Origin of the sequence: Nisaea sp., assembly GCF_017640745.1 — a bacterium.
Taxonomy (GTDB): domain Bacteria; phylum Pseudomonadota; class Alphaproteobacteria; order Thalassobaculales; family Thalassobaculaceae; genus Nisaea.
Window position 1 is genome coordinate 16,312 of sequence record NZ_JAEPQA010000005.1, and the last position, 21,887, is coordinate 38,198.

Below are 21,887 nucleotides of genomic sequence, written 5' to 3' on the forward strand. Positions count from 1 at the left end.
GCAAATGGTTTCTTATCCCATTCGCCTAGATCATCGGGGATACCCAATTGTCCAAAATCGATGCCATCACCCGGTGAGTGCGTATATCCACCAGCCACATCATCTGCCGCTTGCGCAGCGTTCATATAAGATCCGAGGTTCTCGTCTCGAAACATCACTTTATATTGACCGTTCCCCTCCGGAATGAGGCTCACTCGCCCCACTTTGGTATCGAACGAATACATAAAGATAGTGTGACCGGGTGCGAACATTGATCAAAACCAAAGAACATCATCTATGGTTGCAATTTATATCACACACGATGCTTTTGGGGACAATTTTATTGCAACAAATATTAGACTTCGCTGAATAGCCAATTGAGTAGCAAGCGAATTTCTCGGCTCTAGTTACGCGATAAAATCCGGCGAATGGTGCGGATCGGGATATCCATGTCCTTCGTGCGGTCCATGAAATCCGTCAGTACCTCGTAGGCCACCGCCATGTGGTGACCGTTGGCATGCAACAGGATGCCCGGCTCGGCGAGGAACATCACATGGCCCGCGGTGAAGAGCAGGTCGCCCGGCTGCGCCGCATCCAGGCCGCCTTCCACGATTTCACCGACCGCCGCTTCCTGCATATCGCTGTCGCGCGGCGCGGTGATCCCGGCGCGGGCGAGCGCGATCTGCACCAGACCTGAGCAGTCGATTCCGAAGCTGGAGCGCCCGCCCCAGCCGTAGGGCGCGCCCATGAACAGCTCGGCGGTCGAGAGATAGTCCGGCTCGACCTCGTTCAGCGCGCAGAGATGCATGCTGTAGATCCAGCCGCCGCCGGGACCGTAATCGACCCGAGAATATTTGCCGGAAACGTCCGTCACCCGCACCCGGGTCGAGAGATGCAGCATGTCGAGCGGGATGGTCTTCAGATCCGGCTCCGGAAAGACGTAGGAGCGCAGGGCCTGGATCTCGTTGCTGTAGGGCGCGTCATTGTCGGGCCCCAACCCCTCCTCGCGGACATAGCCGACATAGCCGTCCGTCTGGTTCTGCCCCCACGCCCAACCGTCCTTGCGCTCGTAGACGATGAAGCGCTCGTTGAAGAGCAGCTCCGTCGACTGACGCGCCGAGGCCTCAGGCTTCTCGCGAACGGACAGCGTGCCGCGCAGGACCCGGCAATGCTCGCCCTTCACATATTTCGGCGCCTCAATCTCGGCTTCGAGGAAGTCGGCGGCGATATCGGCGCGGGCCGGCGTCAGACGGTGGTCGAAGGGATCGATCTTCACGCCATGAGCTCCTTGATCGCGCGGTCGAGGCCGTCGAGGGTGAGCGGGAACATGCGGTCCTCCATAAGCTCGCGGATCATGCTTATCGACTGGGTGTAGTGCCAGTATTTCTCCGGCGTCGGATTGAGCCAGGCCGAGCGGCGGAAATGTCCGGTAAGGCGCTGCATCCAGACCCCGCCCGCCTCCTGGTTCATATGCTCGACGCTGCCGCCGGGCATGGCGATCTCATAGGGGCTCATCGAGGCGTCGCCGACGAAGATCGCCTTGTATTCCGGCCCGTAGGTATGCAGCAGGTCCCAGGTCTGGGTGGCGTCGACATGGCGCCGCCAATTGTCCTTCCAGAGCTTCTCGTACGGACAGTTGTGGAAGTAGAAATATTCCAGATGCTTGAACTCCGACCGGGCGGCGGAGAACAGCTCCTCCATCACCTTGGTATAGGGATCCATCGAGCCGCCGACATCGAGGAACAGCAGCACGTTCACAGTGTTGTGCCGTTCCGGGCGCATCTTCAGGTCGAGATAGCCGCCGTTGCGCGCGGTCGAGCGGATCGTGTCGCTCATGTCGAGCTCGGTCGCCGCGCCGGAACGGGCGAAGCGGCGCAGCTTGCGGAGCGCCATCTTGATGTTCCGCGTGCCGATCTCGACCGAGTCGTCGAGATTGCGGAACTCCCGCTTGTCCCAGACCTTCACCGCGCGGTTGTTGCGGTTGCCATCCTGGCCGATGCGCACGCCTTCCGGGTTGTAGCCGTAGGCGCCGAACGGGCTGCGGCCGGCGGTACCGATCCATTTGTTGCCCCCCTGGTGGCGCTTCTCCTGCTCCTCCATGCGCTGCTTGAGGGTCTCCATGAGCTTTTCCCAGCCGCCCATGGCCTCGATCTCGGCCTTCTCCTCGTCGGTCAGGTTCAGCTCCGCCATCTTGCGCAGCCATTCCTCCGGGATCTCCTGGCCGAACAGGTCGGAGAGATATTCCAGCCCCTTGAAGACATGGCCGAAGACCTGGTCGAACCGGTCGAGATGGCGCTCGTCCTTCACCAGCGTGGCGCGGGAGAGATAGTAGAAATCCGTGACCGCGTAATTGCCGAGCCCGGCCCTGACGGCCTCGAGCAGCGTCAGGTACTCCTTTACGGAGACCGGCACATCGGCGCGCTTCAGTTCGTAGAAGAAATTCGAGAACATGGGGACGAGTTGTCACAGCGTCCGGGCAAAGGGTCAAGCGGGAACGCGGAGCCCTTCGGCGATCCTTCACATCCATTGCCGCCAGCCGTCTTCGGAAGAGACCCACGTCTTTCGGAAGCGCGATGGCCGACGCGAACGTTCCCGCCGCTCCTGCGTCCGGCCCCAGGCTGCCGCCGGACGATTTCCCTCTGTCGAACCTGCACTCCGGTACGTCCGACAAGCGCGGCCGGATGGTGATCGACGTGCTCTGGGCGGTCAGAGACTTCAAGATCTACAAGACCGACAAGGGCATCAGCCCGCAATTTTCCGACGACCCGGAGATGGCCAGGAAACAGAGGCAGGCCTATATGTCGCTCGGTCCGGAACTGGCCGAGCTCAACCAGCAGATCGAGATGCTGAGGAACGGCTGGGCGCGCTGGATCACGTGGCTCTGGCAGCGTCTCGGCGCGCGCGACGACCCCCAGCTTGCCTATTGCGAGCGGGAGACGGCGCGCGGTATCGCCCAGGCGCTGGACGGCCGGCCCGACGAAGGGCGGCAAACCCTCGCCGATCTCAGCCAGCGTCTCGCGAAGCGCTTCGGCAATGTTCTGCGGGTGCTCTATTTTTCGATCTGCGCGCTCGCTGCGCTGGAGATCACTGTCGCACTGGCGATCTACACCGACGGAATGTCTCCGGCGCACACGGACACGATCCTCGGCCTGCAAACCTTCCAGCTGTCGGTTGCGGCGGTGATGGGCTGTCTCGGCGCCCTGCTCTCGACCGCGATCGGCCTCCGTAATCTCTCGATCGATCCGGCGGCGAGCCTCACCATCAACATCACCTACGCGGTGCAGCGCATGCTGGTCGGCATCCTCGGCGCCGTGGTGCTGCACATCACGCTGAAATCGGGGATCGTCAGCGCGCTCATCGGCAACGCGCAGGTCACCGGCGGCGAAGACAGCGCGATCTACAAGCTCGCCTTCATGAGCCTGCTCGCCGGCTTCAGCGAACGGCTGGTACCGAACCTGCTGGAGCGGACGGCGAAGAAATATGAAGAAGGCAGTCCGGAAGGTACGGCCGCCGCAGAACGCGCCGAGAAAGCGGGTTAGTTCAGCGCCGTCGCGAGAGCCTGCTGCTTCAACAGCATCTCCGTCACCATGGCGCGCGCACCTTCATCCGTGCAGTCATAACCGGTGAAAGCGGCTCCGGACTTTGCCTTTTGCATCGCGGCCCGTATTGCCGCCCACTCGACGGGACCGGCTCCGGCTTTCGTCGAGAGTCCCTTGATCTGCTCAACGAAATACTCCGCCTCTTCCGGCGGGCCGCCGCAGAACGGCACGGAGGCCTCGATGCGCCCGGCAGCCGCTCCGAATTCCGCGATCGCCTTTTGCAGCGCCGCATCGGCTGCCTGCGCACCCGTCGCAGAAAGACCGGCAATTGCGATACCGGCCAGAAACAGCGCTGACCTCATCATCCCCGCCCCTCCCGGCGGGCAATGAAGGCCAGCCGTTCGAACATGTGCACATCCTGCTCGTTCTTCAGCAAGGCGCCGTAAAGCGGCGGAATGATGTCCTTCTTGTCCTTGGAGCGCAGGGCCTCCGGTGGAGTGTCCTCGACCACCAGGAGCTTGATCCAGTCGAGCAGTTCGGAGGTCGACGGCTTCTTCTTGAGCCCCGGCACCTCGCGCACCTCATAGAAGGAGGTCAGCGCCTCGCGCAGCAGGTTCTTCTTCAGATCCGGGAAGTGCACCTCCACGATCTCGGCCATCACCTCCGGTTCCGGGAAGCGGATGTAATGGAAGAAGCAGCGGCGCAGGAAAGCGTCCGGCAGCTCCTTCTCGTTGTTAGAGGTGATGATGACGACCGGCCGCTGCTTCGCCTTCACGGTCTTCTGGGTCTCGTAGACGAAGAACTCCATGCGGTCGAGTTCGAGCAGAAGATCGTTCGGGAACTCGATGTCCGCCTTGTCGATCTCGTCGATCAGCAGGATCGACTGGGTATCGGACTCGAAAGCCTCCCAGAGCTTGCCACGCACGATGTAGTTAGAGATATCGTGCACTTTCTCGTCGCCGAGCTGGCTGTCGCGCAGGCGCGAGACCGCATCGTATTCGTAGAGCCCCTGCTGCGCCTTGGTGGTCGACTTGATGTGCCATTCGATCAGCGGCATGCCGAGGGCCTTCGCCACCTCGTGCGCCAGTACGGTCTTGCCGGTGCCGGGCTCGCCCTTCACCAGAAGCGGGCGCTGCAGGGTGATCGCGGCATTCACCGCGACTTTCAGATCGTCGGTCGCGACATATCCGTCCGTGCCGGAAAAGCGTGCCGTATCGCTCATCTATACTCCTCGGGTCTTTGATCCGCCGCGCGGTCAGGGAATGGCGGCGGGCAGAGAAAGAGGCGCCCGGTCGAGGCGCCTCCCTGTCAGGTTACGGCGAACCGGCTCCGGCTGTCGATGCCGAAGCCACACGAGCTCAGGAGAGCTTCTCGGCCAGAGCGGCCTCGATCGCGGCGATGGCCGCCGGACCCGCCGAAGCGTCCGGACCGCCCGCCTGGGCCATGTCGGGACGGCCGCCGCCGCCCTTGCCGCCAAGCGCTTCCGAGCCCACGCGAACGAGGTCAACGGCGCTGACCTTCTCGGTCAGGTCCGCCGTGACGCCGACAACGATCGAGGCCTTGCCTTCGTCGGACGAGATGACCGCGGCGACGCCGGAGCCGATCTGCTGCTTCAGGCCGTCGGCAACGCCCTTCAGTTCCCGCGCCGGAATGCCTTCAAGCACGCGGCCGGCGAATTTGACGCCGGCGATCTCCTTGGCCTCCGACGATCCGCCAGTCCCGCCCTCGGCGAGTTTGCGGCGCAGGTCCTGAACCTCGCGCTCGAGCTTGCGGCGCTCCTCGATCAAGGCCTCGACGCGCTCCGGCAGCTGGTCGACCGTGACCTTGGCGGCGGCCGCCGCCGTGGTCAGCAGCCCTTCGCGGGCATCGACATATTCGAGTGCACCGGCGCCGGTCACCGCCTCGATCCGGCGCACGCCGGCCGCGACGGCGCTTTCGGAGACGATGTGCAGCAGGCCGATATCGCCCGTGCGGTTCACATGGGTGCCGCCGCAGAGTTCGACGGAGTAGATGTCCTTCGACGGATCGTCGGACGGCCCGCCCATCGCGACCACGCGCACCTCGTCGCCGTATTTCTCGCCGAACAGCGCCATGGCACCATGCTTGATCGCGCTTTCCGGATCCATCAGCGTCGTCGTGACCGGGCTGTTGCCCCGGATATGCTCGTTCACCTCGGCCTCGACCGCTTTCAGCTCCATGTGGCTCATCGCCTTCGGGTGGCTGAAGTCGAAGCGCAGGCGGCCCGGCGCGACGAGCGAGCCCTTCTGGGTCACATGCTTGCCGAGATGGCGGCGCAGCGCCTCGTGCAGCAGGTGGGTGGCGGAGTGGTTGGCCCGGGACCGGCCGCGCCGTGCGCCGTCGACCGTGAGCTCGACCGCGTCGCCGACCTCGACCACGCCGTCCGTCACCTTCGCCATATGGACCCAGAGGTCGCCGACCTTTTTCTGGGTGTCGCTGATTTCCATATCAGTCCCGCCCAGGGTGCGTGCCGTGCCGGCATCGCCGACCTGGCCGCCGGACTCGCCGTAGAACGGGGTCTGGTTGACGATCATGGCGAATTCCGCCGGGCCTTCGATCTTCTGGACCGGCTTGCCGTCAAGAACCAGGGCCTCGACCTGTCCTTCCGCATGCTCGGTGTCGTAGCCGAGGAATTCGGTCGCGCCGCACTTGTCCCGCAGCTCGAACCAGACCTTGTCGGTCGCGGCCTCGCCGGAGCCGGACCAGGCGGCGCGTGCGGCCGCGCGCTGACGCTCCATCGCCGCCTGGAAGCCGTCCGTATCGACCGCCCGGCCCTGGCCGCGCAGGATGTCCTGCGTCAGGTCGAGCGGGAAACCGTAGGTGTCGTAGAGCTTGAAGGCGACCTCGCCGGAAAGGGTCTCGCCCTCGCCGAGCCGGCCGGTCTCCTCCTCGAGATGCTTCAGGCCGCGGCCGAGGGTCTCCTTGAAGCGGGTTTCCTCGAGCTTCAGGGTTTCCTTGATCAGGCTTTCCGCGCGGCCGAGTTCCGGATAGGCGTCGCCCATCTCCTTCACCAGCGTCGGCACCAGCTTCCAGATCAGCGGATCCTGACAGCCCATGATATGGGCGTGGCGCATGGCCCGGCGCATGATCCGGCGCAGCACATAGCCCCGGCCCTCGTTCGACGGCAGCACGCCGTCGGCAATGAGGAAGCTGGAGGCGCGCAGATGGTCCGCGATCACGCGGTTGGAAACCTTGTGCGGGCCGTCAGGATCGACGTTCGCCGCGTGCGCGGAGGCCTCGATCAGAGCGCGCATCAGGTCGATATCGTAATTGTCGTGCTTGCCCTGCAGCACGGCGGCGATGCGCTCCAGCCCCATGCCGGTATCGATCGACGGGCGCGGAAGATTGATGCGCTCATCCTTCGTCACCTGCTCGAACTGCATGAAGACGAGGTTCCAGATCTCGATGAAGCGGTCGCCGTCCTCGTCCGGACTGCCCGGAGGACCGCCGGGGATCTCCGGGCCGTGATCGAAGAAGATTTCCGAGCACGGGCCGCAGGGACCGGTATCGCCCATGGCCCAGAAATTGTCCGAGGTGGCGATGCGGATGATGCGTTCGTCCGGCAGACCCGCGATCTTGCGCCAGAGGCCGGCCGCCTCCTCGTCCTCGTGATAGACGGTCACCAGCAGCTTGTCCTTAGGCAGACCGTAGCGCTTGGTGATCAGGGTCCAGGCATGCTCGATCGCCTGGTCCTTGAAATAGTCGCCGAAGGAGAAGTTCCCCAGCATCTCGAAGAAGGTGTGGTGGCGCGCGGTGTAGCCGACATTCTCGAGGTCGTTGTGCTTGCCCCCGGCGCGCACGCATTTCTGCGAGGTCGCGGCGCGCTTGTAGTCGCGGTGCTCCTGCCCGGTGAAGACGTTCTTGAACTGCACCATGCCGGCATTGGTGAAAAGCAGCGTCGGGTCGTTGCGCGGCACCAGCGGGCTGGAGGCGACCTCCTCATGTCCGTTCTCGACGAAATAATCGAGGAAAGTGCGGCGGATATCGTTCGCGGTCTGCATCTCGTCCCTCCGGGCCGGCGCCGTGTCGCATCGCCTCGGCGCGGCCGTGCCTTTTCGCCCGTCGCCCCTCGCGGCAAGCGGGCTCCGCTTTTACTGAAGATGCGGGTCCCTGTCCAGCGCGGGAGGCTTGGGTTTCCGCCGCTTTCCGGCACGCGAAACCCCGCCGCTTGGTTCCGCGACGGGGCTCACTGCTCTCGGGGGCAATCCGGCCCGCCGGGCAGGCGGGCCGAAAGCTCTTGCGGAAGACCGCGTCAGGCGTCGTCCTCGGCATCCGGGCCCTGCATCATCGCATCCGCGACGAGGCCCGCATTCTGCCGGATCTGCTTCTCGATCTCGGCCGCGACATCCTTGTTCTCGGCGAGAAACTTCTTGGCATTCTCCCGGCCCTGGCCGATGCGCTGGCCGCCATAGGAGAACCAGGCGCCGGACTTCTCCACGATGCCGGCATTGACGCCGAGATCGAGGATCTCGCCGGTCTTGGAGATGCCTTCGCCGTACATGATGTCGAACTCGACCACCCGGAAGGGCGGCGCCATCTTGTTCTTCACCACTTTCACGCGGGTCTGGTTGCCGACGACCTCGTCGCGGTCCTTGATCGCGCCGATCCGGCGGATATCGAGACGCACCGAGGCATAGAACTTCAGCGCGTTGCCGCCGGACGTGGTTTCCGGGTTGCCGAACATCACGCCGATCTTGAGACGGATCTGGTTGATGAAGATGACGAGGCAGCGCGACTTCGAGATCGAGGAGGTCAGCTTGCGCAGCGCCTGGCTCATCAGCCGCGCCTGCAGGCCGACATGGCTGTCGCCCATCTCGCCCTCGAGTTCGGCCCGCGGCACCAGGGCGGCGACCGAGTCGACCACCAGCACGTCGATCGCGCCGGACCGTACCAGCGTGTCGGCGATCTCCAGCGCCTGCTCGCCCGCATCCGGCTGGGAGATCAGCAATTCGTCCAGATCGACCCCGAGCTTACGGGCATAAACCGGGTCGAGCGCGTGTTCCGCGTCGACGAAGGCGCAGGTGCCCCCGTTCTTCTGCGCCTCGGCGATGGCATGCAGCGCCAGCGTGGTCTTGCCCGAGCTTTCCGGGCCGTAGATCTCCACGATGCGGCCGCGCGGCAGGCCGCCGATCCCGAGACCGATATCGAGACCGATCGAGCCGGTGGAGATCGCCTCCACCTCGATCGACTGATCGTTCTGGCCGAGCTTCATCACGGAGCCCTTGCCGAACGCCTTCTCGATCTGGCCGAGCGCGGCCTCCAGTGCCTTTGTCTTATCCATGGGGTCCCGTTCGATGACTTTGAGTGCTAGTTCCGACATACCCGATCCTCCATATCTCACAGGGACGCCTTCCAAGGCAATCAGAGCCGGACCGTCGCCCCGATATGCTTCATGGGCGGGACTGGGCTGATTTCCGAAACCAACCATGTACCATTTTTGTTCTCATTTACAGCATTATTTTCACTTTTTGTTCGCGTTCGAAATCTAGGATTCGAGTTCGGACGCCCCACGACATCTTGGGATAGAGAGAAAATTCCCGGATTTTGTTCTCATCATGTTCCGTCCGAGCAGCAGCGAATCAGAACGCGTCACACAAGCGGGTGCAGCACGTCCTTCACCGTTCCCGCGAGCTGCTTGAGGCTGAACGGCTTCGGCAGGAAATGGATATCCTTGTCCTGCTCGATACGCTGGCGCAGCGCGTCTTCGGAATAGCCTGAGATGCAGATCACGCGCAGGTCGGGCCGGTCTTCCCGCACCTTCCGTACCAGGGTCGGTCCATCCATGCCGGGCATCACCACGTCGGTAATCAGCAGGTCGATCACCTCGCTCTTGTCGGAGAGCAATTGCAGCGCAGCCTCTCCGTTGCGGGCCTCGATCACCTTGTAGCCCTTGTTGCGAAGCGCGCGAGCGCCGAACAGCCGGACCGGATCCTCGTCCTCCACCAGCATGATGGTCTCGACCCCGGTCAGATCCTTCCGGGCATCCGCGGAATCGTGAGACATGTCGCTGGAACGGCTCGGCGTGATCTCGCCCTCGTGCGCCGGCAGGAAGATGGAGAACACCGTGCCCTTCCCGACCGTGCTGGAGACCGAGATGAAGCCGTTGATCTGCTTCACGATGCCGTAGACCGTCGAGAGCCCGAGTCCCGTTCCCTGTCCTACTTCCTTGGTGGAGAAGAAGGGTTCGAAAATGCGGCCGATGATGTCCTCCTCGATCCCGGTGCCGGTATCGGCAACATCGAGCCGGACATAGCGTCCCGCCGGCATGACGTCGTCGCCCTGGCGCACCGGGGTGGCGGTGACGAAATCGTGCGTCCGCATGGTGATGGTCCCGCCGCCCGGACAGGCGTCGCGCGCGTTGACCACGAGATTGATCACCACCTGTTCGAGCTGGCCCTGGTCGACCCGGATCGGCGCCAGATCGCGGCCGTGGGAAATCTCCAGCGTGATGTTCTCGCCGATGAGGCGGCGCAGAAGGTGCGAGAGATCGGCAAGGGTCTCGGTCACGTCGAGGACCCGCGCGATCATGGTCTGTTGCCGCGAGAAGGCGAGCAACTGGCGCACCAGATTGGCGGCGCGGTTCGCGTTCTGCTTCACCTGCATGACGTCCGAGAAGGACTGGTCGCCCGGCCGGTGCCGCACGAGCAGCAGATCGCAATAGCCGTTCATCGCGGTCAGCAGGTTGTTGAAGTCATGCGCCACCCCGCCGGCGAGCTGCCCAACGGCCTGCATTTTCTGCGACTGGGCGACCTGGGCCTCTAGCTGCCGCCGCCGCCCGATATCGATCAGATAGAGCGCGCAGGTCGCGCCGTCGGGCCCCTCTCCGGAAGCAAGCTCGCGCGAGAAGACGGCGACTTCCGCCCCGGCCTCCCCGTCGCGTCCGACCAGCTGGACCTCGATGCTGTCGCTTCCACCCGGCCCGGAGGTCTCATCGAGGAACCGTTCCGCCGTCTCCCGGTCATCCTCCTCGACGAGTTCCGAGAATGTGCGGCCGCCAAGTCCTCCACCAGCCGCCGTGAGCCCCGTGAAACTCCGGAACGTCTCGTTCGAGGCCAGCATCTTGCGTCCGTTGCCGAGAAAAACGACACCGACCGGTGCATATTCCAGCGCCGGCGCTGTCCAGCTCTCCGAAGCCGGGACGAGCAGCGCCATGATGCTCTGGCCCGCGCCGCCTTCTTTTGCCGCTTCCGCACTGAGGAGGATCTGGTAGCCCCGCTCCATGGACGGACCCGAGGACGGCAGGTTACCGGCCGGAAACAGCGTCCCCGCGCCGGCATCGCGGACCGGTTCGAGATTCTTGCTGACAGTCAGCCGGAGCCTGAGAACGGTCTTGTTCGACTCGATGCCGTCGAGGCTTCCCTCCGCGAACCGTTCAAGGAACGCCGCGTTGGCTGACAGGAAACGGCCTTCCGAGGAAAACTTGCAGAATGGCAAGGCGATCTCGGGCTCCGGCGGGGGCGCATTGCGCTCTGCCTCGAGTTCCGCAGCCAGCGAAGCCGCCTCGGCCGATTTCGCATCCCGCTCGGACTGGATCCACCGGATCTGCTCCCGCAGGCGCTTGGAATTCACAGCGCATGCAACGGCGGCGCCTCCACCGACAAGAGCGGCACCCATGGCACCGATGATTACTGGATCCATCCTGCCCCCCGCAGACCACAGGTCGCGTGCGTCTTTGTCACTCTCATCGCCAGTTTGGGTTCGATCAGTTCATCGGCACGTAGGTCTGGTTCATCTTGAAGACGTAGCTGATCACTTCGGCCACCGCCTTGTAATAATCCTCGGGAATTTCCTCATCGAGTTCCGCGTTGTCATACAGTGCCCGGGCGAGCGGCCGGTTCTCGACCATCGGCACTTCGTTCTCGTTCGCGATCTCGCGAATCCTGAGTGCGACCGCATCGACTCCTTTGGCGACGACGCGCGGTGCCGCCATTTGCTCCATGTCGTATTTCAGCGCGATCGCATAATGGGTCGGGTTGGTGATCACCACCGTCGCCTTCGGAACCTCCGCCATCATGCGGGTACGGGCGCGTTCCATGCGCAGCTGGCGCAGCCGCGCCTTAACATGCGGATCGCCTTCCGTCTGTTTGTGCTCGTCGCGCACTTCCTGCTTGGACATCTTCATCTGGTTCATGAATTCGTAGCGCTGGTAGAGATAATCGACGACCGCGATCACGGCGGCGACGGCCAGCACGCCGATAAAGATCTCGATCGCCACAAAATGGGTTTCGTCCAGCAGCTCCTTCAGATCCATCTGGACCATCAGATCGATGCGCGAGAACTCGGGCTTGACGATCAGGTAGGCAACGAAGCCGACAAGGATCATCTTCACGATCCCTTTCAGCAGCTCGACCACCGATTTCAGGCTGAACAGCCGCTTGGCCCCGCTGATCGGAGAGATCTTCTCCAGTTTCGGCTGAATGGATTCAGGCGACATCAGCCAGCCGATCTGCATCAGGACGCCGAGCGCCGCCAGCACCACGAGCAATGCCAGCGCCGGCGCGATCGCGAGACCGACCCCCAGCAGCATATCGATCATGATTGCGCCGGAGCCCGTGACATCGATCATGTCCGGGCGCTCGATGAAGATGAGCAGCGACTCCGTCAGGCCGCGCATCGTGAAAGGCCCGACCAGCCCGACGACCACGGTGGCGCCCAGAAGGATGGCGAAATTATTCACCTCCTTGGAGCTGAGGACCTGCCCCTTCTCGCGCGCCTGCGAGAGTTTTCGCGCAGACGCTTCCTCTGTCTTATCGCCCTGGTCCTGATCGGACATCGCAGCGGCTCCATCTGCGGTCCCCTGCCGCGTCACTCACGCGGCTACGGTTTCGCACTTGCTCAGATCGGGACGACGTAGCGCCCGATACTCTCGGAATAATACTCCAAAAACACCATCATCGCGCCGCCCAGAACAAGCGACAGGATGACGAGCCCCATCATCACCTGAACCGGAAGCGCGACGAAGAAGATCTGCAGCTGCGGCATCAGCCGGGCCATGATGCCCATCACAACATAGAACAGCAGCCCCAGGACGAGAAACGGCGCCGAGATCTGGATCGCGATCTCGAAACTGTTCGCGATGATCCGGGAGATCGCGTCCGCGAAATCCGCCACTGGAAGCGCTGCCCCTGGCGGGAACAGGGTGTAGCTGTCGATCATGGCACGGATCAGCAGGTGATGCAGGTCCGCGATCAGCAACAGCAGCGTCGCGAGATTGAGCAGGAAGAAGCCCGGCAGCGAGCCCTGGGTCGCCAGCGCCGGGTTGAAGATCTGCGCGTTCGCGAGGCCGGTATTCATTGCGATCACCTGCCCGGCGGTATCGAGCGACAGCAGCACGATCCTCGCGACAATGCCGAAATAGAGCCCGATGACCAATTCGATGAACAGCAGCCGAACGAGCTCCGGCGCCGTCGGCGCGAACGGGATGGTGTTCCCGACCAGGGGGGCGACGACGAGGCTGAGCCCGATCGCCAGGATCATACGGAACTGGACCGGGACGAAGGTTTCCCCGATGCCCGGTATCAGCATGACGGTCCCACCGACCCGGGCGAGCACGAGCAGGACGATGTAGACCTGGGTCGGGAGAAAGTCCTCAAGGGGCACGGCGGGCTCCGCCCTATCCGAGGGAAATGATCTTGTCGGCGATCGACTGCATGAAGGCGTTCAGCGTATTCAGCATGAAAGGCAGGAAGAAGATCAGTCCGGCAAAGACGATGATGATCTTCGGCACGAAGACCAGGGTCATCTCCTGCAACTGCGTCAGGGCCTGGAACAGGGCGATGATCAGTCCGATCGCGAGACCGAGCAGCATGATCGGCGACGACATCGTCAACATCGTCAGAACCGCCTCGCGGCCGATCTCGATCGCCTCGACTTCGTTCATGCCCGCCCCCCGGCAAAACAGGTGCAGCCCGGCAATAATTGCCGGGCAAGAATTGACCCGTAGATTATGCCGCCAAAAGGCGGTCCGGTAAAACCCGACGCGATGACCGTCAGATCGGCATCCGGATGATTTCCTGGTAGGCCTGCACCATCCGGTCGCGCAGCGTGACGATGGTCCGGAGGGTGATATCGGCGCTGTTCACCGCCTGCACGACGTCGGTCAGGTCCGCCTCGCCGGCGATTCCCTTCATCGACATCTGTTCGCCCGTCTGCATGGTGCCGAGGGCATCATGCGCGGCGCCTTTCACGAAGCTGGCGAAATCCTGACCCGCAACGCTTGCGGTCTTGGACTCTTCCGCTCCCGGAACCTTGCCGATTCCGGCCGCTCCAAGCGCATTTCCGATATTGGCCACCATTGCCATTCTCCAATCGGGTTCGGTCCGATTCTAGCGGGAAACCGCCCCCCTTGCCAGCATTACGCCGTGCCGCGGACTAGGCCCGCAACAGGTCGACCGTACGCTGCAGCATGCTGCGCGCCATCTCGATGGACGAAAGGTTCGCCTCGTAGGTCCGCTGCGCCTCGCGCATATCCATCATCTCGATCAGCGAGTTCACGTTCGGCCGGCGAACATAGCCCTCCTCGTCCGCGAGCGGGTGGAACGGCTCATAGGCAAGCTCGAAGTCCGAATCGTCGCGGCCGATCTTCGCCACCCGCACCATTTCGGCATTCACATCGCGGTTCATGAAGTTCTCGAACACGATGGTCTTGCGCCGGTACGGGTCCTGCCCCTTGACCGAGCCGAGCGAGTCGGCGTTCGCCACGTTTTCCGAGATGACCCGAAGCCGGGTCCCCTGGGCCCGCATGCCGGATGCGGAAATCTTGATCGCGGAATTGAGATCCATGACAGGGTTCCTTTCCTAGCCGTTCCGCTTAGCGGCTGTTGCCGCCGAGCGCAGTCCGGAACATGCCGATCTGCTTGTTGTAGAGGTTGAGCGCGAGGTCGTATTGCAGCTTGGTGTCCTGCACTGCGATCATCTGCTCTTCCAGCACCACGCCGTTGCCGTTCGGGCTCGCCTCGTAGACGTCCTTCTGGCTCTTTTCGTCGATCCGGTAGTCGGATTTCGGCAGGACGCCGCTGATATGATTGCCTTCGGTCTTGGCAACCTGGAGCTTCGTCACCTGCTGCAGGTTGCGCTTGAAATCGAGCGGCGTCAGATCCTGCGCCCGGTAGCTCGGAGAGTCCGCATTGGCGATGTTCTGCGACAGGACCGACTGACGCTCGGAGAGCCAGTTCATCTTCTGGTGCGCCATTCGCAGCAGGTTTGAATTGTCGATCGCCATTACGAACCTCTCTTTCGAGACCCTTGTTCCGGTGCCCCATCGGGGTGTCTGCCGGGATAAAAGCAAACACCGTGCCAAGATTGTCCGGTTTGGGTTGAGCGGGGCCTCGCATATACTCATGACCATGACGGAACGGGTTCGAAACATCGCCGGAACGGCAGCCGGCGCGACGGATGAGGAAAGCCGCGAGAAACAGCGCGCGACCATGGAGCGGCGCGCGGCCAACGCGCGCCGGGCCGCCGATGCCATGAAGGACCGGCAGGTGGCGATCGCCCTCGACCACGATGCCGGGACCGAGGAAGCGCCCAGGGTCATCGCCAAGGGCTATGGCGAACTTGCCGAGAAAATTCTACGTCTCGCATTCGACAATGACGTGAAGGTGCGAAAGGATCCCGACCTCGCGCAGATCCTTGCCGCTGTCGAGGTGGACTGCGAAATTCCGGTCGAGGCCTTTGCCGCCGTCGCCGAGATCCTGACCTATGTCTACCGTGCGAACGAGCGGCTGAGGTCCGGGGAGACATCATGAGCACCGAAAACGGAAACGAGATCGCCGAACGGCTGGCATCTGTCAAAGCCCGGCTCGAAGCGACGCTTCAGGACCCCGCAAGCGCGGTTTCCGGCGCACTGACCGGTCTCGAAACGGATGTCGCGCGGATCTGCGCCACGATCCCCTCCCTTCCTCCGAAGCAGGCGCATGCTCTCGCCCCGGACATGAAACATGTGATCGGCCTGCTCGAACTGCTTTCGGAAGCGATCGCGGAGAAAGCCGCTGCGGAACCCGCAGGCGCCGATTCCGCCGCCCGGCGCCGTCAGGCCGCCGCCGCCTATGGTGCCGGCCGCAAGCGCGGAAGCTGACCCGGCTCCGGCCGAAAGCCCCGGTTTCCGGCATCTGCGTAGACCGCTCCCCATCCGTCTGCCCCCCCTACCGCTTGTCTGTTCCCATCCGCGACGCCTTATGAAATGCTTCCCCCATGGGTTTCGAGGTCTATCTCAGGTTTTTCCTCGCCTTCGCCTTTACCATCGGCTTGATCGGCGCGGTTTACTGGATTGCCAGGCGGTATGCCGGGCGCTTCGGAATCGTGCGCGCGCACACCGCCGGGCGCCTGTCCCTGACCGGACAATTCTCCCTCGACACGCGCAGGCGCCTGGTGCTTGTGCGCCGCGACGACCGTGAGCACCTTCTGCTGCTCGGCCCGAACAACGACCTGCTGATCGAAAGCGGGATATCGTCGGATCCGGACAGCTTCGCCGCCGCCCTGAGGGACGCCAAAGTTCCGGTCGCGACCACAGATACGGATAAGAGCTCATGAGTGCCGTACCCCTGCTCCGACACCGTTCCCTGCGGATAATTCTCGGCGCCCTGCTCGTCTCTGTACTTTCGCTGGCCGCCTTTGCACCGGAGACGGTCGCCCAGACCCTGACACTCGATATCGGCGAGCCCGGCGGGTCGACCACGGCGCGCCTGATCCAGCTTGTCGCCGCGATCACCCTGCTCTCGCTCGCACCAGGCATTCTGGTGACCGTGACGTCCTTCACGCGGCTGGTGATCGTCTTCTCGCTGCTGCGGACCGCACTCGGAACCCAGCAGTCGCCGCCTAACCTGGTGATCGTCAGCCTCGCGCTATTCCTTACCGGCTTCATCATGGCGCCGACGCTCGAACAGGCCTGGGAAGACGGCGTAGCCCCGCTGATCGCCGAGCGGATCGACGAATTCGAGGCCTTCGAGCGGGCGGTCGCGCCGTTCCGCACCTTCATGCTCGCCCAGGTGCGCGAGAAGGACCTGGCGCTGTTCGAGGATATCGGTCAGGTCGGGCCGGCAGAGACCGGTGCCAATGCGCCGCTGAAAGTACTGGTACCGGCCTTCATGATCAGTGAGCTCCGGCGCGCCTTCGAGATCGGCTTCCTGATCTATCTGCCCTTCGTCATCATCGACATGGTCGTGGCCTCGATCCTGATGTCGATGGGCATGATGATGGTGCCGCCGGTGATCGTCTCCCTGCCCTTCAAGCTGATCTTCTTCGTGCTGGTCGACGGCTGGTACCTGATCGCCGGCAGCATGGTGCGGAGTTTCGGAGGCGGATAGCTCTCAGCCCCAAAGCAGTGACTAGTTCGTCGCGCTCAGCGGCTTGTCTTTCAGCCTGTCCCGATAGGAACTGAGGAACGCCTGGAAGCGTCCGATCTCGCCGAACCGGTCCGCTAGTGTGCGGAAATCGTCCAGCTCTCCCTCGGTCTTGTTCGTGATCAGGCGGAAAGCCTCGCGGAAAGGCGTGTTATCCATCTGCTGGGTATAGACCTGCCGGATCCGGCTCAGCTGATCGAGATTGTTGCTGAGCGAAAGCGAGACCGCCCAGTTCAGGATCAGGTTCGCGGCCTGCTCGTCGATCCGGCGGCCATCACGGCCGGAGCGGCCGACGAGCCGTTCGAAGACCTCAGCCGCCTGGGCCCAGCGCTGGGTGCGCCAGAAGATATCGGCACGCAGCAGATCCGCGTCCCGGCTATCGTCCCCCGAGAGCAGGCGGAGCGCACCGTCGGCATCGCCGAGCTCGAATTCGCCCCGGGCGCGCAGACGCTTGCGCTCGAGAGCGAGCTCCGCGCCGAGCCCCGGCGCAACACTCTCGTCGAGCGCACTGAGCGCTTCTTCCGGCCGCCGGTCCAGCAGCCGGATCAGGGCCAGGCGCGCACCGACCCTGGCCTTGTCCTCGCCCTGCAGGCGGAACTTCACCTGCCGCTCCAGAAGGATCGATGCCCGGTCGAGCAGATCGACCTGCACCAGCCGGTCCGCCAGACGCTGGATGATCTCGTCGCCGCGCGCGCCGACAGGAGTCAGCTCGCGGAACTGGTCATAGAGGGACAGCGCCTGGATCGGCGTCATCTTGTCCGACTCGCCTTCGGTGAAGATCTTCGCGAAGGCGTCGGTCATTTCTTCCGCCACCTGATCCGCATAGAGATTTTCCGGGAAGAAGGTCACAGCCTCGCGCAACGCGCTCAGCCCTTCCACATATTCGCCTTCCTCCAGGTAGAGCCGGCCGAGCTCGCGCAGCAGGTCGAACTCCACCTGATCGCCGCGCCAGGTGTATCTGAGGCTCTCGAGCCCGGTGATCGCATCGGTGCGGCTCAGCGTTCCGTTCCGCAGCCCGTGCTCGATCAGCGCGCGTTCGGAGCGGACGCGGGCCCAGCGGTCCAGGTCCTGCGACAGGCTGCGCCAGAAGTCGAGCGCCGTGTCCGTATCTCCGGACGCATAGAGAACCCTGCCGCGCAGGTAGTTCAAACGGGCCTGCTCACCCGGAGTGGGCTGGCCGTCGGCGACCACGTCGATGAAGGCGCCGGCGCCGCGGAAGTCTCCCGCCCGGATCGCCGCTTCCGCCGCCAGCAGCGCCATCTGCGTCGCCATATTCCGGGGATAGCCTCCAGGAATCTCGCCGGCACGCGAGAAATGCTCGACCGCTTCCGGCCAGCGCCCCTGCGAAGCCTTGGTCGCACCGCGCCAGAGCTCGGCTTCGGACAGTCCGTTGAGGCTGCGGTCCCCAAGATCCTCCTCGGCCTCCTTGAACCGGCCAAGCATGAACTGGGCCGCGCCTCGCAAGGCTTTCACATCCGGCCGACGGGCGAGATCCTCGTCTTCCACCTCGATGGTCCGGAGCAGTCCCATCGCTTCCGCGGCAAGCCCGTGCGCGAAGTAAAAATGCGCCAGTTCCAGGCGCGGACCACTTCGCGCGATGCTGGTCGCCTCGGAAATCCGGCGCTGGATCTCCTGCTTGTTTTCGAGAAACCGGTCGATATCGCCCTTGCGCCAGTTGCTGAAATCAAAGATCCGTCCGGGCGGAAGTCCTGGCGGCAGGCCGTCGATGCGCTGTGCGACCTGATCGTCCGTCGACTGCTGCACCGCGCGCGAAATGGTCAGGCCGCCGGTCTTGGTGATCGCCACCCCGTCGGGCAGAGAGCGGATGGTGATATCGTCGGCAAAAGGCTGGACGACGAGACCCTGCGCCGTGTTCAGGAGATTGAACTCGGCGAATTGGCGGAGCCCGTCGACGCCGCGGCTGAGCGATGCGACCGGCACCACGAACAACTGATCACCGATTTCAGGATCCCGCATAGTCACCGTCGGACTGTGATCCTCCAGATGCACGAAGACCCGCGGTCCCTGTGCGCTCACCAGCTGGGTGTCGACCCGTAGCGGAACATCCGGCCGGCTGTTCTGCGGCCGGAAATCGACAATCCAGACCGCGTTGTCGCGCCAGACCCGTGGATTGACCCCTTCGACCGTCGGGAACCGGACCGCCGAACCGCCGTTCACGGGAACCTGCGCCTTGGCGCCAAGCAACTGGAAGTCGGCTTTCTCCAGCGCCGTCATGTCGAACTGGGCCTGGGCGCCGAACACGACCCACACATAGCCCGCCCGGGAAAAGACCGCTGCGGCCACCGGCTGGGTCCATTCGAAACGGACGGAAACAATGCTGTTGTCGAGACTGGCGGTGACGGGAATGACGGGACCGCTGATCGTCGCGGCATCTCCCGCGCTGAGGCTTCGCACAAGCGAGGCGCCGTCTTTCATCAATGCCTTGAGGTCAACGTCCTGGAGCCGCGTCGCCGTCCCGAAGGCGTCCGGCTCCCGTTCGATCCTCGCCGGCGCCGGAGCAGAAGGTGCCGGTACCATTCCCGCGACGCCCGGAGCGGCGCCACGCCCTTCGACGGCCGCAGGCTGCGTATTCGTGTCGGCTGGAGCTGGAGTTTCCGGCGCCGCGGCGGGTTCCGGTGCGCGCGGCGACGGAAGAGTCTGAAGGCCAAACTGCTGCGCGACCTTCTGTGCCGTGTCGGTCGCCTGTGCCGGCGGGACCTCAGCGGTGACGGGCGCGGTCGGAGCCGCTTTCGGCACCGGAACATCCGACGGCGCGCCGATGCCCGTCCGGCTGGGCTCCGCGCCGGCGACGACATCCAGCACGACCCGGGTTCCGGTCGTGAAATGGCGAATCCCGTCACGCGCCTGCAACGGTATGGTCACCTCGATCGCGGTCGCGCCGGGATCCGAGGTGAAGCTCTTGAAACGCTCGGGCAGCCGGGCACGGAGCTCGGCATCATCGATCCAGGCCGGGCGGGCAAAGGTCAGAACCGCACGGTCGGGCTGTTCGGAAACCGTGTAAGGCGTGTCGGCCGTCCAGTCGAAGACGAACCGGAAATAGCGGTCATGCGCGCCGGTACGGACGGTGAGAATCGGCTGATTGGAACCTCGCGGCGCGGGTGGCGGCGGTTCGGCGCGCTGGGGAGCTGAGGCAGAGGGTGCCGCGGCTGGAGCTGGAGCCGAAGCCGGCGCGGACTGTGCCGGCGCTGCCGCCGGAGCAGGAGCAGGTGCCGGCGGAGCCGCCGCGTTGCGATCATAGAAATCGAGGACAACCGAGTTTCCGTCCCGGCGCGAACGGAACCGGGGATTTCCGGAGAGGTCTATCAGTACCGTCCGGTTGTCGGAATCGAGGCTGACGGCACTGACATAATTACCGATACCGCCCGCAACAGGGCCGAAATTCGCCGACACGGTGCGATCGAAGCTGACAGCAAGTGTGGACCCGAACTTCTGAGCCGAATAGCCGACCCTGGCCGGCCAGTCGAAGCGAATGCTGTCGACACCGTTCCGACTGGCTCCCGACACCGCGACTTGCTGGGCCACCACATCGGCTGCGAACGCGACCGACATGCACATGAGGGCAAGGAACAGAGCAAGTGCGCGGAACATGCGGGACGCACCCGACACAGGAGTTTTGCGGGAAACGATCATCTCCGGTCCCGCTCCTTGTAAATCACCAGGTCTACGCGCCGTGCCTGCCGATACCGCTCCTCTTGATCCAGAGACGGATCGATTTCGCCAAACTTTCCGTCTGCGGCACCCCGAACCTCTACCGGCTTGTCGTAGCCGAATTTCCGCAGCGCCTCCGCGACCGAAAATGCCCGTGCGAGCGACAGATCCCAGTTCGACGTGAACGCCGCCGTCGGAGAAACGAACGGACGCGGATCGGTATGACCGACAATGTCGATGCGATTATCGAGCTGCGAGAGCGCGACCGCGAGATTGAACATCGCGCCTTCGCCCGACGGCAGCAACGCTGCCGACCCCGGACGGAAGAACACATCGCTGGCCATCGAGACCACGAGCCGTCCTCCTTTTGCCGCCACCTTCGCATCCCGGAGAAGCGCATCGCGCGCAAGTTCGGCCCTCAGCAGTTGCTGGAGGTATCCGAGATCGAACCCCAATCCCGGATCCTCGGACTTGATCGTCTCCGGCATGAGGGACTGGCGCGCCCGAGTCGGGTTCTCGCTGGAGAAGGCCGATCGCAGCGAGGCGGTGAAGGATTCCCACTGCGGCGCATCGGGCGTCGTCATCGAGAACATGAGAACGAAGAAGGCAAGCAGCAGCGAGACGAGATCGACGAATGTCACCATCCAGCTGACACCGTCCCTGTGCTTGCGTCCGTTCCTGCGTGCGGCTGCCCCGCCCATGACTAACGCCGCCCCGCGGTGCCGAGATCGACGGCGATGCGCATGGTGCCGCGCGGCATCTCGCGAAATCCGATTGAAATTCCGGACCGCGGCGCCCCCATCCCGATCAGGATCTCCGCCAAGCGCGCCGCGCGCAACTGTGCGAGCTCACGCTCGGCATCCGCCGCCGGATAGGAGAACCAGAACCGGACCTCGGCCGCGCTCCGCGCAACTTCCCGTGCCAGAATCGGCGCGATCCGCGTGGCGAATTTCCGGAAATCATGACTGGGATCGATCCCCCGACCCTCGAAGAGCTTGCCGGTTTCGAAATCGATATAGACGGGATTGCCGTTCCGCTCCTCGGTCAGCCAGGTGACGCTCAGCAACGGGCTGAAAGCTTCGAAGACCTCATCTTTCAGGCCCGCATCCGCGTTCTTTCCGGGCTCGCCCTCGAAGACGCCGGTCCCGGTGCCGCCTTCCAGAACGGAGGCGAAACTGGCGCGCACGCTGTCGAGCACGCCATCGCTCTTGCCGGACACTCTGGTGGAGATCGAATTGAGAAATATGAAGAACGCGAGGAGCAACAGAAACAGGCTCAGAAACAGCGGCAGGCTGCCGAGTTGGCTCGTTCCACGTGCCTTGTCGTCGCTTCGGACCATAAA

At 63.8% G+C, this 21,887-nt stretch carries 21 protein-coding genes; 5 read left to right on the forward strand and 16 right to left on the reverse strand.

Features of this window, described 5'->3' with window-relative positions:
- Positions 1–382: 382 nt before the first annotated feature.
- Both JJ959_RS05415 and JJ959_RS05420 read right to left on the reverse strand, forming a co-directional pair.
- Complete coding sequence (locus tag JJ959_RS05415; RefSeq protein ID WP_292880551.1) at positions 383–1,255, reverse strand: NlpC/P60 family protein; 873 nt, start codon at positions 1,253–1,255, stop codon at positions 383–385.
- The gene (locus JJ959_RS05420; RefSeq protein WP_292880554.1) at positions 1,252–2,430 is read right to left on the reverse strand and encodes a VWA domain-containing protein; all 1,179 of its coding nucleotides are present in this window, start codon (positions 2,428–2,430) and stop codon (positions 1,252–1,254) included. Before JJ959_RS05420 ends, JJ959_RS05415 begins: the two co-directional genes overlap by 4 nt.
- A gap of 122 nt (positions 2,431–2,552) precedes the next feature.
- Here JJ959_RS05420 and JJ959_RS05425 point away from each other — a divergent pair, with 122 nt between their 5' ends.
- Positions 2,553–3,518: a hypothetical protein gene (locus tag JJ959_RS05425; RefSeq protein ID WP_292880556.1), complete on the forward strand. Its 966-nt coding sequence runs from the start codon at positions 2,553–2,555 to the stop codon at positions 3,516–3,518.
- Here the strand turns inward: JJ959_RS05425 and JJ959_RS05430 are convergent.
- From JJ959_RS05430 to flgB, 11 genes are all read right to left on the reverse strand, one after another.
- Entirely contained in the window at positions 3,515–3,883 is a 369-nt protein-coding gene (locus JJ959_RS05430; RefSeq protein WP_292880559.1) for a hypothetical protein, read from the reverse strand. The genes JJ959_RS05425 and JJ959_RS05430 overlap by 4 nt on opposite strands.
- Positions 3,880–4,740: a MoxR family ATPase gene (locus JJ959_RS05435; RefSeq protein ID WP_292880561.1), complete on the reverse strand. Its 861-nt coding sequence runs from the start codon at positions 4,738–4,740 to the stop codon at positions 3,880–3,882. Before JJ959_RS05435 ends, JJ959_RS05430 begins: the two co-directional genes overlap by 4 nt.
- Before the next feature lie 136 nt (positions 4,741–4,876).
- Entirely contained in the window at positions 4,877–7,537 is a 2,661-nt protein-coding gene (alaS, locus tag JJ959_RS05440) for an alanine--tRNA ligase (protein WP_292880563.1), read from the reverse strand.
- Between the two features lie 251 nt (positions 7,538–7,788).
- Positions 7,789–8,856, reverse strand: coding sequence for a recombinase RecA (recA, locus tag JJ959_RS05445; protein WP_292880566.1), 1,068 nt, complete (start codon positions 8,854–8,856; stop codon positions 7,789–7,791).
- Positions 8,857–9,125: 269 nt separating this feature from the next.
- On the reverse strand, positions 9,126–11,174 hold the full coding sequence (locus tag JJ959_RS05450) for an ATP-binding protein (protein WP_292880569.1): 2,049 nt from the start codon (positions 11,172–11,174) through the stop codon (positions 9,126–9,128).
- 64 nt (positions 11,175–11,238) lie between these two features.
- On the reverse strand, positions 11,239–12,309 hold the full coding sequence (gene flhB, locus JJ959_RS05455; RefSeq protein WP_292880572.1) for a flagellar biosynthesis protein FlhB: 1,071 nt from the start codon (positions 12,307–12,309) through the stop codon (positions 11,239–11,241).
- A 62-nt stretch (positions 12,310–12,371) separates the two neighbouring features.
- Complete coding sequence (gene fliR, locus JJ959_RS05460) at positions 12,372–13,136, reverse strand: flagellar biosynthetic protein FliR (protein ID WP_292880575.1); 765 nt, start codon at positions 13,134–13,136, stop codon at positions 12,372–12,374.
- A 13-nt stretch (positions 13,137–13,149) separates the two neighbouring features.
- The gene (gene fliQ, locus JJ959_RS05465) at positions 13,150–13,416 is read right to left on the reverse strand and encodes a flagellar biosynthesis protein FliQ (protein WP_292880577.1); all 267 of its coding nucleotides are present in this window, start codon (positions 13,414–13,416) and stop codon (positions 13,150–13,152) included.
- 109 nt (positions 13,417–13,525) lie between these two features.
- Positions 13,526–13,831, reverse strand: coding sequence for a flagellar hook-basal body complex protein FliE (locus JJ959_RS05470; protein WP_292880579.1), 306 nt, complete (start codon positions 13,829–13,831; stop codon positions 13,526–13,528).
- Positions 13,832–13,907: 76 nt separating this feature from the next.
- The gene (gene flgC / locus JJ959_RS05475; RefSeq protein ID WP_292880581.1) at positions 13,908–14,318 is read right to left on the reverse strand and encodes a flagellar basal body rod protein FlgC; all 411 of its coding nucleotides are present in this window, start codon (positions 14,316–14,318) and stop codon (positions 13,908–13,910) included.
- Between the two features lie 28 nt (positions 14,319–14,346).
- A complete protein-coding gene (flgB, locus tag JJ959_RS05480; RefSeq protein ID WP_292880583.1) occupies positions 14,347–14,757 on the reverse strand; it encodes a flagellar basal body rod protein FlgB in 411 nt (136 codons plus the stop codon).
- A 118-nt stretch (positions 14,758–14,875) separates the two neighbouring features.
- Here flgB and JJ959_RS05485 point away from each other — a divergent pair, with 118 nt between their 5' ends.
- The 4 genes from JJ959_RS05485 (at position 14,876) to fliP (ending at position 16,840) form a co-directional block, all read left to right on the forward strand.
- Positions 14,876–15,283, forward strand: coding sequence for an EscU/YscU/HrcU family type III secretion system export apparatus switch protein (locus JJ959_RS05485; RefSeq protein ID WP_366816918.1), 408 nt, complete (start codon positions 14,876–14,878; stop codon positions 15,281–15,283).
- On the forward strand, positions 15,280–15,612 hold the full coding sequence (locus JJ959_RS05490) for a hypothetical protein (protein WP_292880585.1): 333 nt from the start codon (positions 15,280–15,282) through the stop codon (positions 15,610–15,612). The genes JJ959_RS05485 and JJ959_RS05490 overlap by 4 nt, the downstream gene beginning before the upstream one ends.
- Positions 15,613–15,728: 116 nt before the next feature.
- Entirely contained in the window at positions 15,729–16,067 is a 339-nt protein-coding gene (locus JJ959_RS05495) for a flagellar biosynthetic protein FliO (RefSeq protein WP_292880588.1), read from the forward strand.
- Positions 16,064–16,840: a flagellar type III secretion system pore protein FliP gene (gene fliP / locus JJ959_RS05500; RefSeq protein WP_292880590.1), complete on the forward strand. Its 777-nt coding sequence runs from the start codon at positions 16,064–16,066 to the stop codon at positions 16,838–16,840. The genes JJ959_RS05495 and fliP overlap by 4 nt, the downstream gene beginning before the upstream one ends.
- Positions 16,841–16,861: 21 nt before the next feature.
- On the opposite strand, the gene JJ959_RS05505 is transcribed toward fliP, so the two are convergent.
- The 3 genes from JJ959_RS05505 to JJ959_RS05515 are packed head-to-tail and all read right to left on the reverse strand — an operon-like array spanning position 16,862 to position 21,884.
- On the reverse strand, positions 16,862–20,485 hold the full coding sequence (locus JJ959_RS05505; protein WP_292880593.1) for a hypothetical protein: 3,624 nt from the start codon (positions 20,483–20,485) through the stop codon (positions 16,862–16,864).
- 38 nt (positions 20,486–20,523) lie between these two features.
- A complete protein-coding gene (locus tag JJ959_RS05510) occupies positions 20,524–21,246 on the reverse strand; it encodes a flagellar motor protein MotB (RefSeq protein WP_292880596.1) in 723 nt (240 codons plus the stop codon).
- A gap of 2 nt (positions 21,247–21,248) precedes the next feature.
- Positions 21,249–21,884, reverse strand: a complete 636-nt coding sequence (locus tag JJ959_RS05515; protein WP_292880598.1) for a hypothetical protein — start codon at positions 21,882–21,884, stop codon at positions 21,249–21,251.
- Positions 21,885–21,887: the final 3 nt, after the last annotated feature.

What these genes read in the sequence shown, in the direction of transcription:
- JJ959_RS05420 (WP_292880554.1), bottom strand. Translation starts at nt 2,430, where the DNA reads ATGTTCTCGAATTTCTTCTACGAACTGAAGCGCGCCGATGTGCCGGTC.
- JJ959_RS05425 (WP_292880556.1), top strand. Translation starts at nt 2,553, where the DNA reads ATGGCCGACGCGAACGTTCCCGCCGCTCCTGCGTCCGGCCCCAGGCTG.
- JJ959_RS05430 (WP_292880559.1), bottom strand. Translation starts at nt 3,883, where the DNA reads ATGATGAGGTCAGCGCTGTTTCTGGCCGGTATCGCAATTGCCGGTCTT.
- JJ959_RS05435 (WP_292880561.1), bottom strand. Translation starts at nt 4,740, where the DNA reads ATGAGCGATACGGCACGCTTTTCCGGCACGGACGGATATGTCGCGACC.
- alaS (WP_292880563.1), bottom strand. Translation starts at nt 7,537, where the DNA reads ATGCAGACCGCGAACGATATCCGCCGCACTTTCCTCGATTATTTCGTC.
- recA (WP_292880566.1), bottom strand. Translation starts at nt 8,856, where the DNA reads ATGTCGGAACTAGCACTCAAAGTCATCGAACGGGACCCCATGGATAAG.
- JJ959_RS05450 (WP_292880569.1), bottom strand. Translation starts at nt 11,174, where the DNA reads ATGGATCCAGTAATCATCGGTGCCATGGGTGCCGCTCTTGTCGGTGGA.
- flhB (WP_292880572.1), bottom strand. Translation starts at nt 12,309, where the DNA reads ATGTCCGATCAGGACCAGGGCGATAAGACAGAGGAAGCGTCTGCGCGA.
- fliQ (WP_292880577.1), bottom strand. Translation starts at nt 13,416, where the DNA reads ATGAACGAAGTCGAGGCGATCGAGATCGGCCGCGAGGCGGTTCTGACG.
- JJ959_RS05470 (WP_292880579.1), bottom strand. Translation starts at nt 13,831, where the DNA reads ATGGTGGCCAATATCGGAAATGCGCTTGGAGCGGCCGGAATCGGCAAG.
- flgC (WP_292880581.1), bottom strand. Translation starts at nt 14,318, where the DNA reads ATGGATCTCAATTCCGCGATCAAGATTTCCGCATCCGGCATGCGGGCC.
- flgB (WP_292880583.1), bottom strand. Translation starts at nt 14,757, where the DNA reads ATGGCGATCGACAATTCAAACCTGCTGCGAATGGCGCACCAGAAGATG.
- JJ959_RS05485 (WP_366816918.1), top strand. Translation starts at nt 14,876, where the DNA reads ATGACCATGACGGAACGGGTTCGAAACATCGCCGGAACGGCAGCCGGC.
- JJ959_RS05490 (WP_292880585.1), top strand. Translation starts at nt 15,280, where the DNA reads ATGAGCACCGAAAACGGAAACGAGATCGCCGAACGGCTGGCATCTGTC.
- JJ959_RS05495 (WP_292880588.1), top strand. Translation starts at nt 15,729, where the DNA reads ATGGGTTTCGAGGTCTATCTCAGGTTTTTCCTCGCCTTCGCCTTTACC.
- fliP (WP_292880590.1), top strand. Translation starts at nt 16,064, where the DNA reads ATGAGTGCCGTACCCCTGCTCCGACACCGTTCCCTGCGGATAATTCTC.
- JJ959_RS05505 (WP_292880593.1), bottom strand. Translation starts at nt 20,485, where the DNA reads ATGTTCCGCGCACTTGCTCTGTTCCTTGCCCTCATGTGCATGTCGGTC.
- JJ959_RS05510 (WP_292880596.1), bottom strand. Translation starts at nt 21,246, where the DNA reads ATGGGCGGGGCAGCCGCACGCAGGAACGGACGCAAGCACAGGGACGGT.
- JJ959_RS05515 (WP_292880598.1), bottom strand. Translation starts at nt 21,884, where the DNA reads ATGGTCCGAAGCGACGACAAGGCACGTGGAACGAGCCAACTCGGCAGC.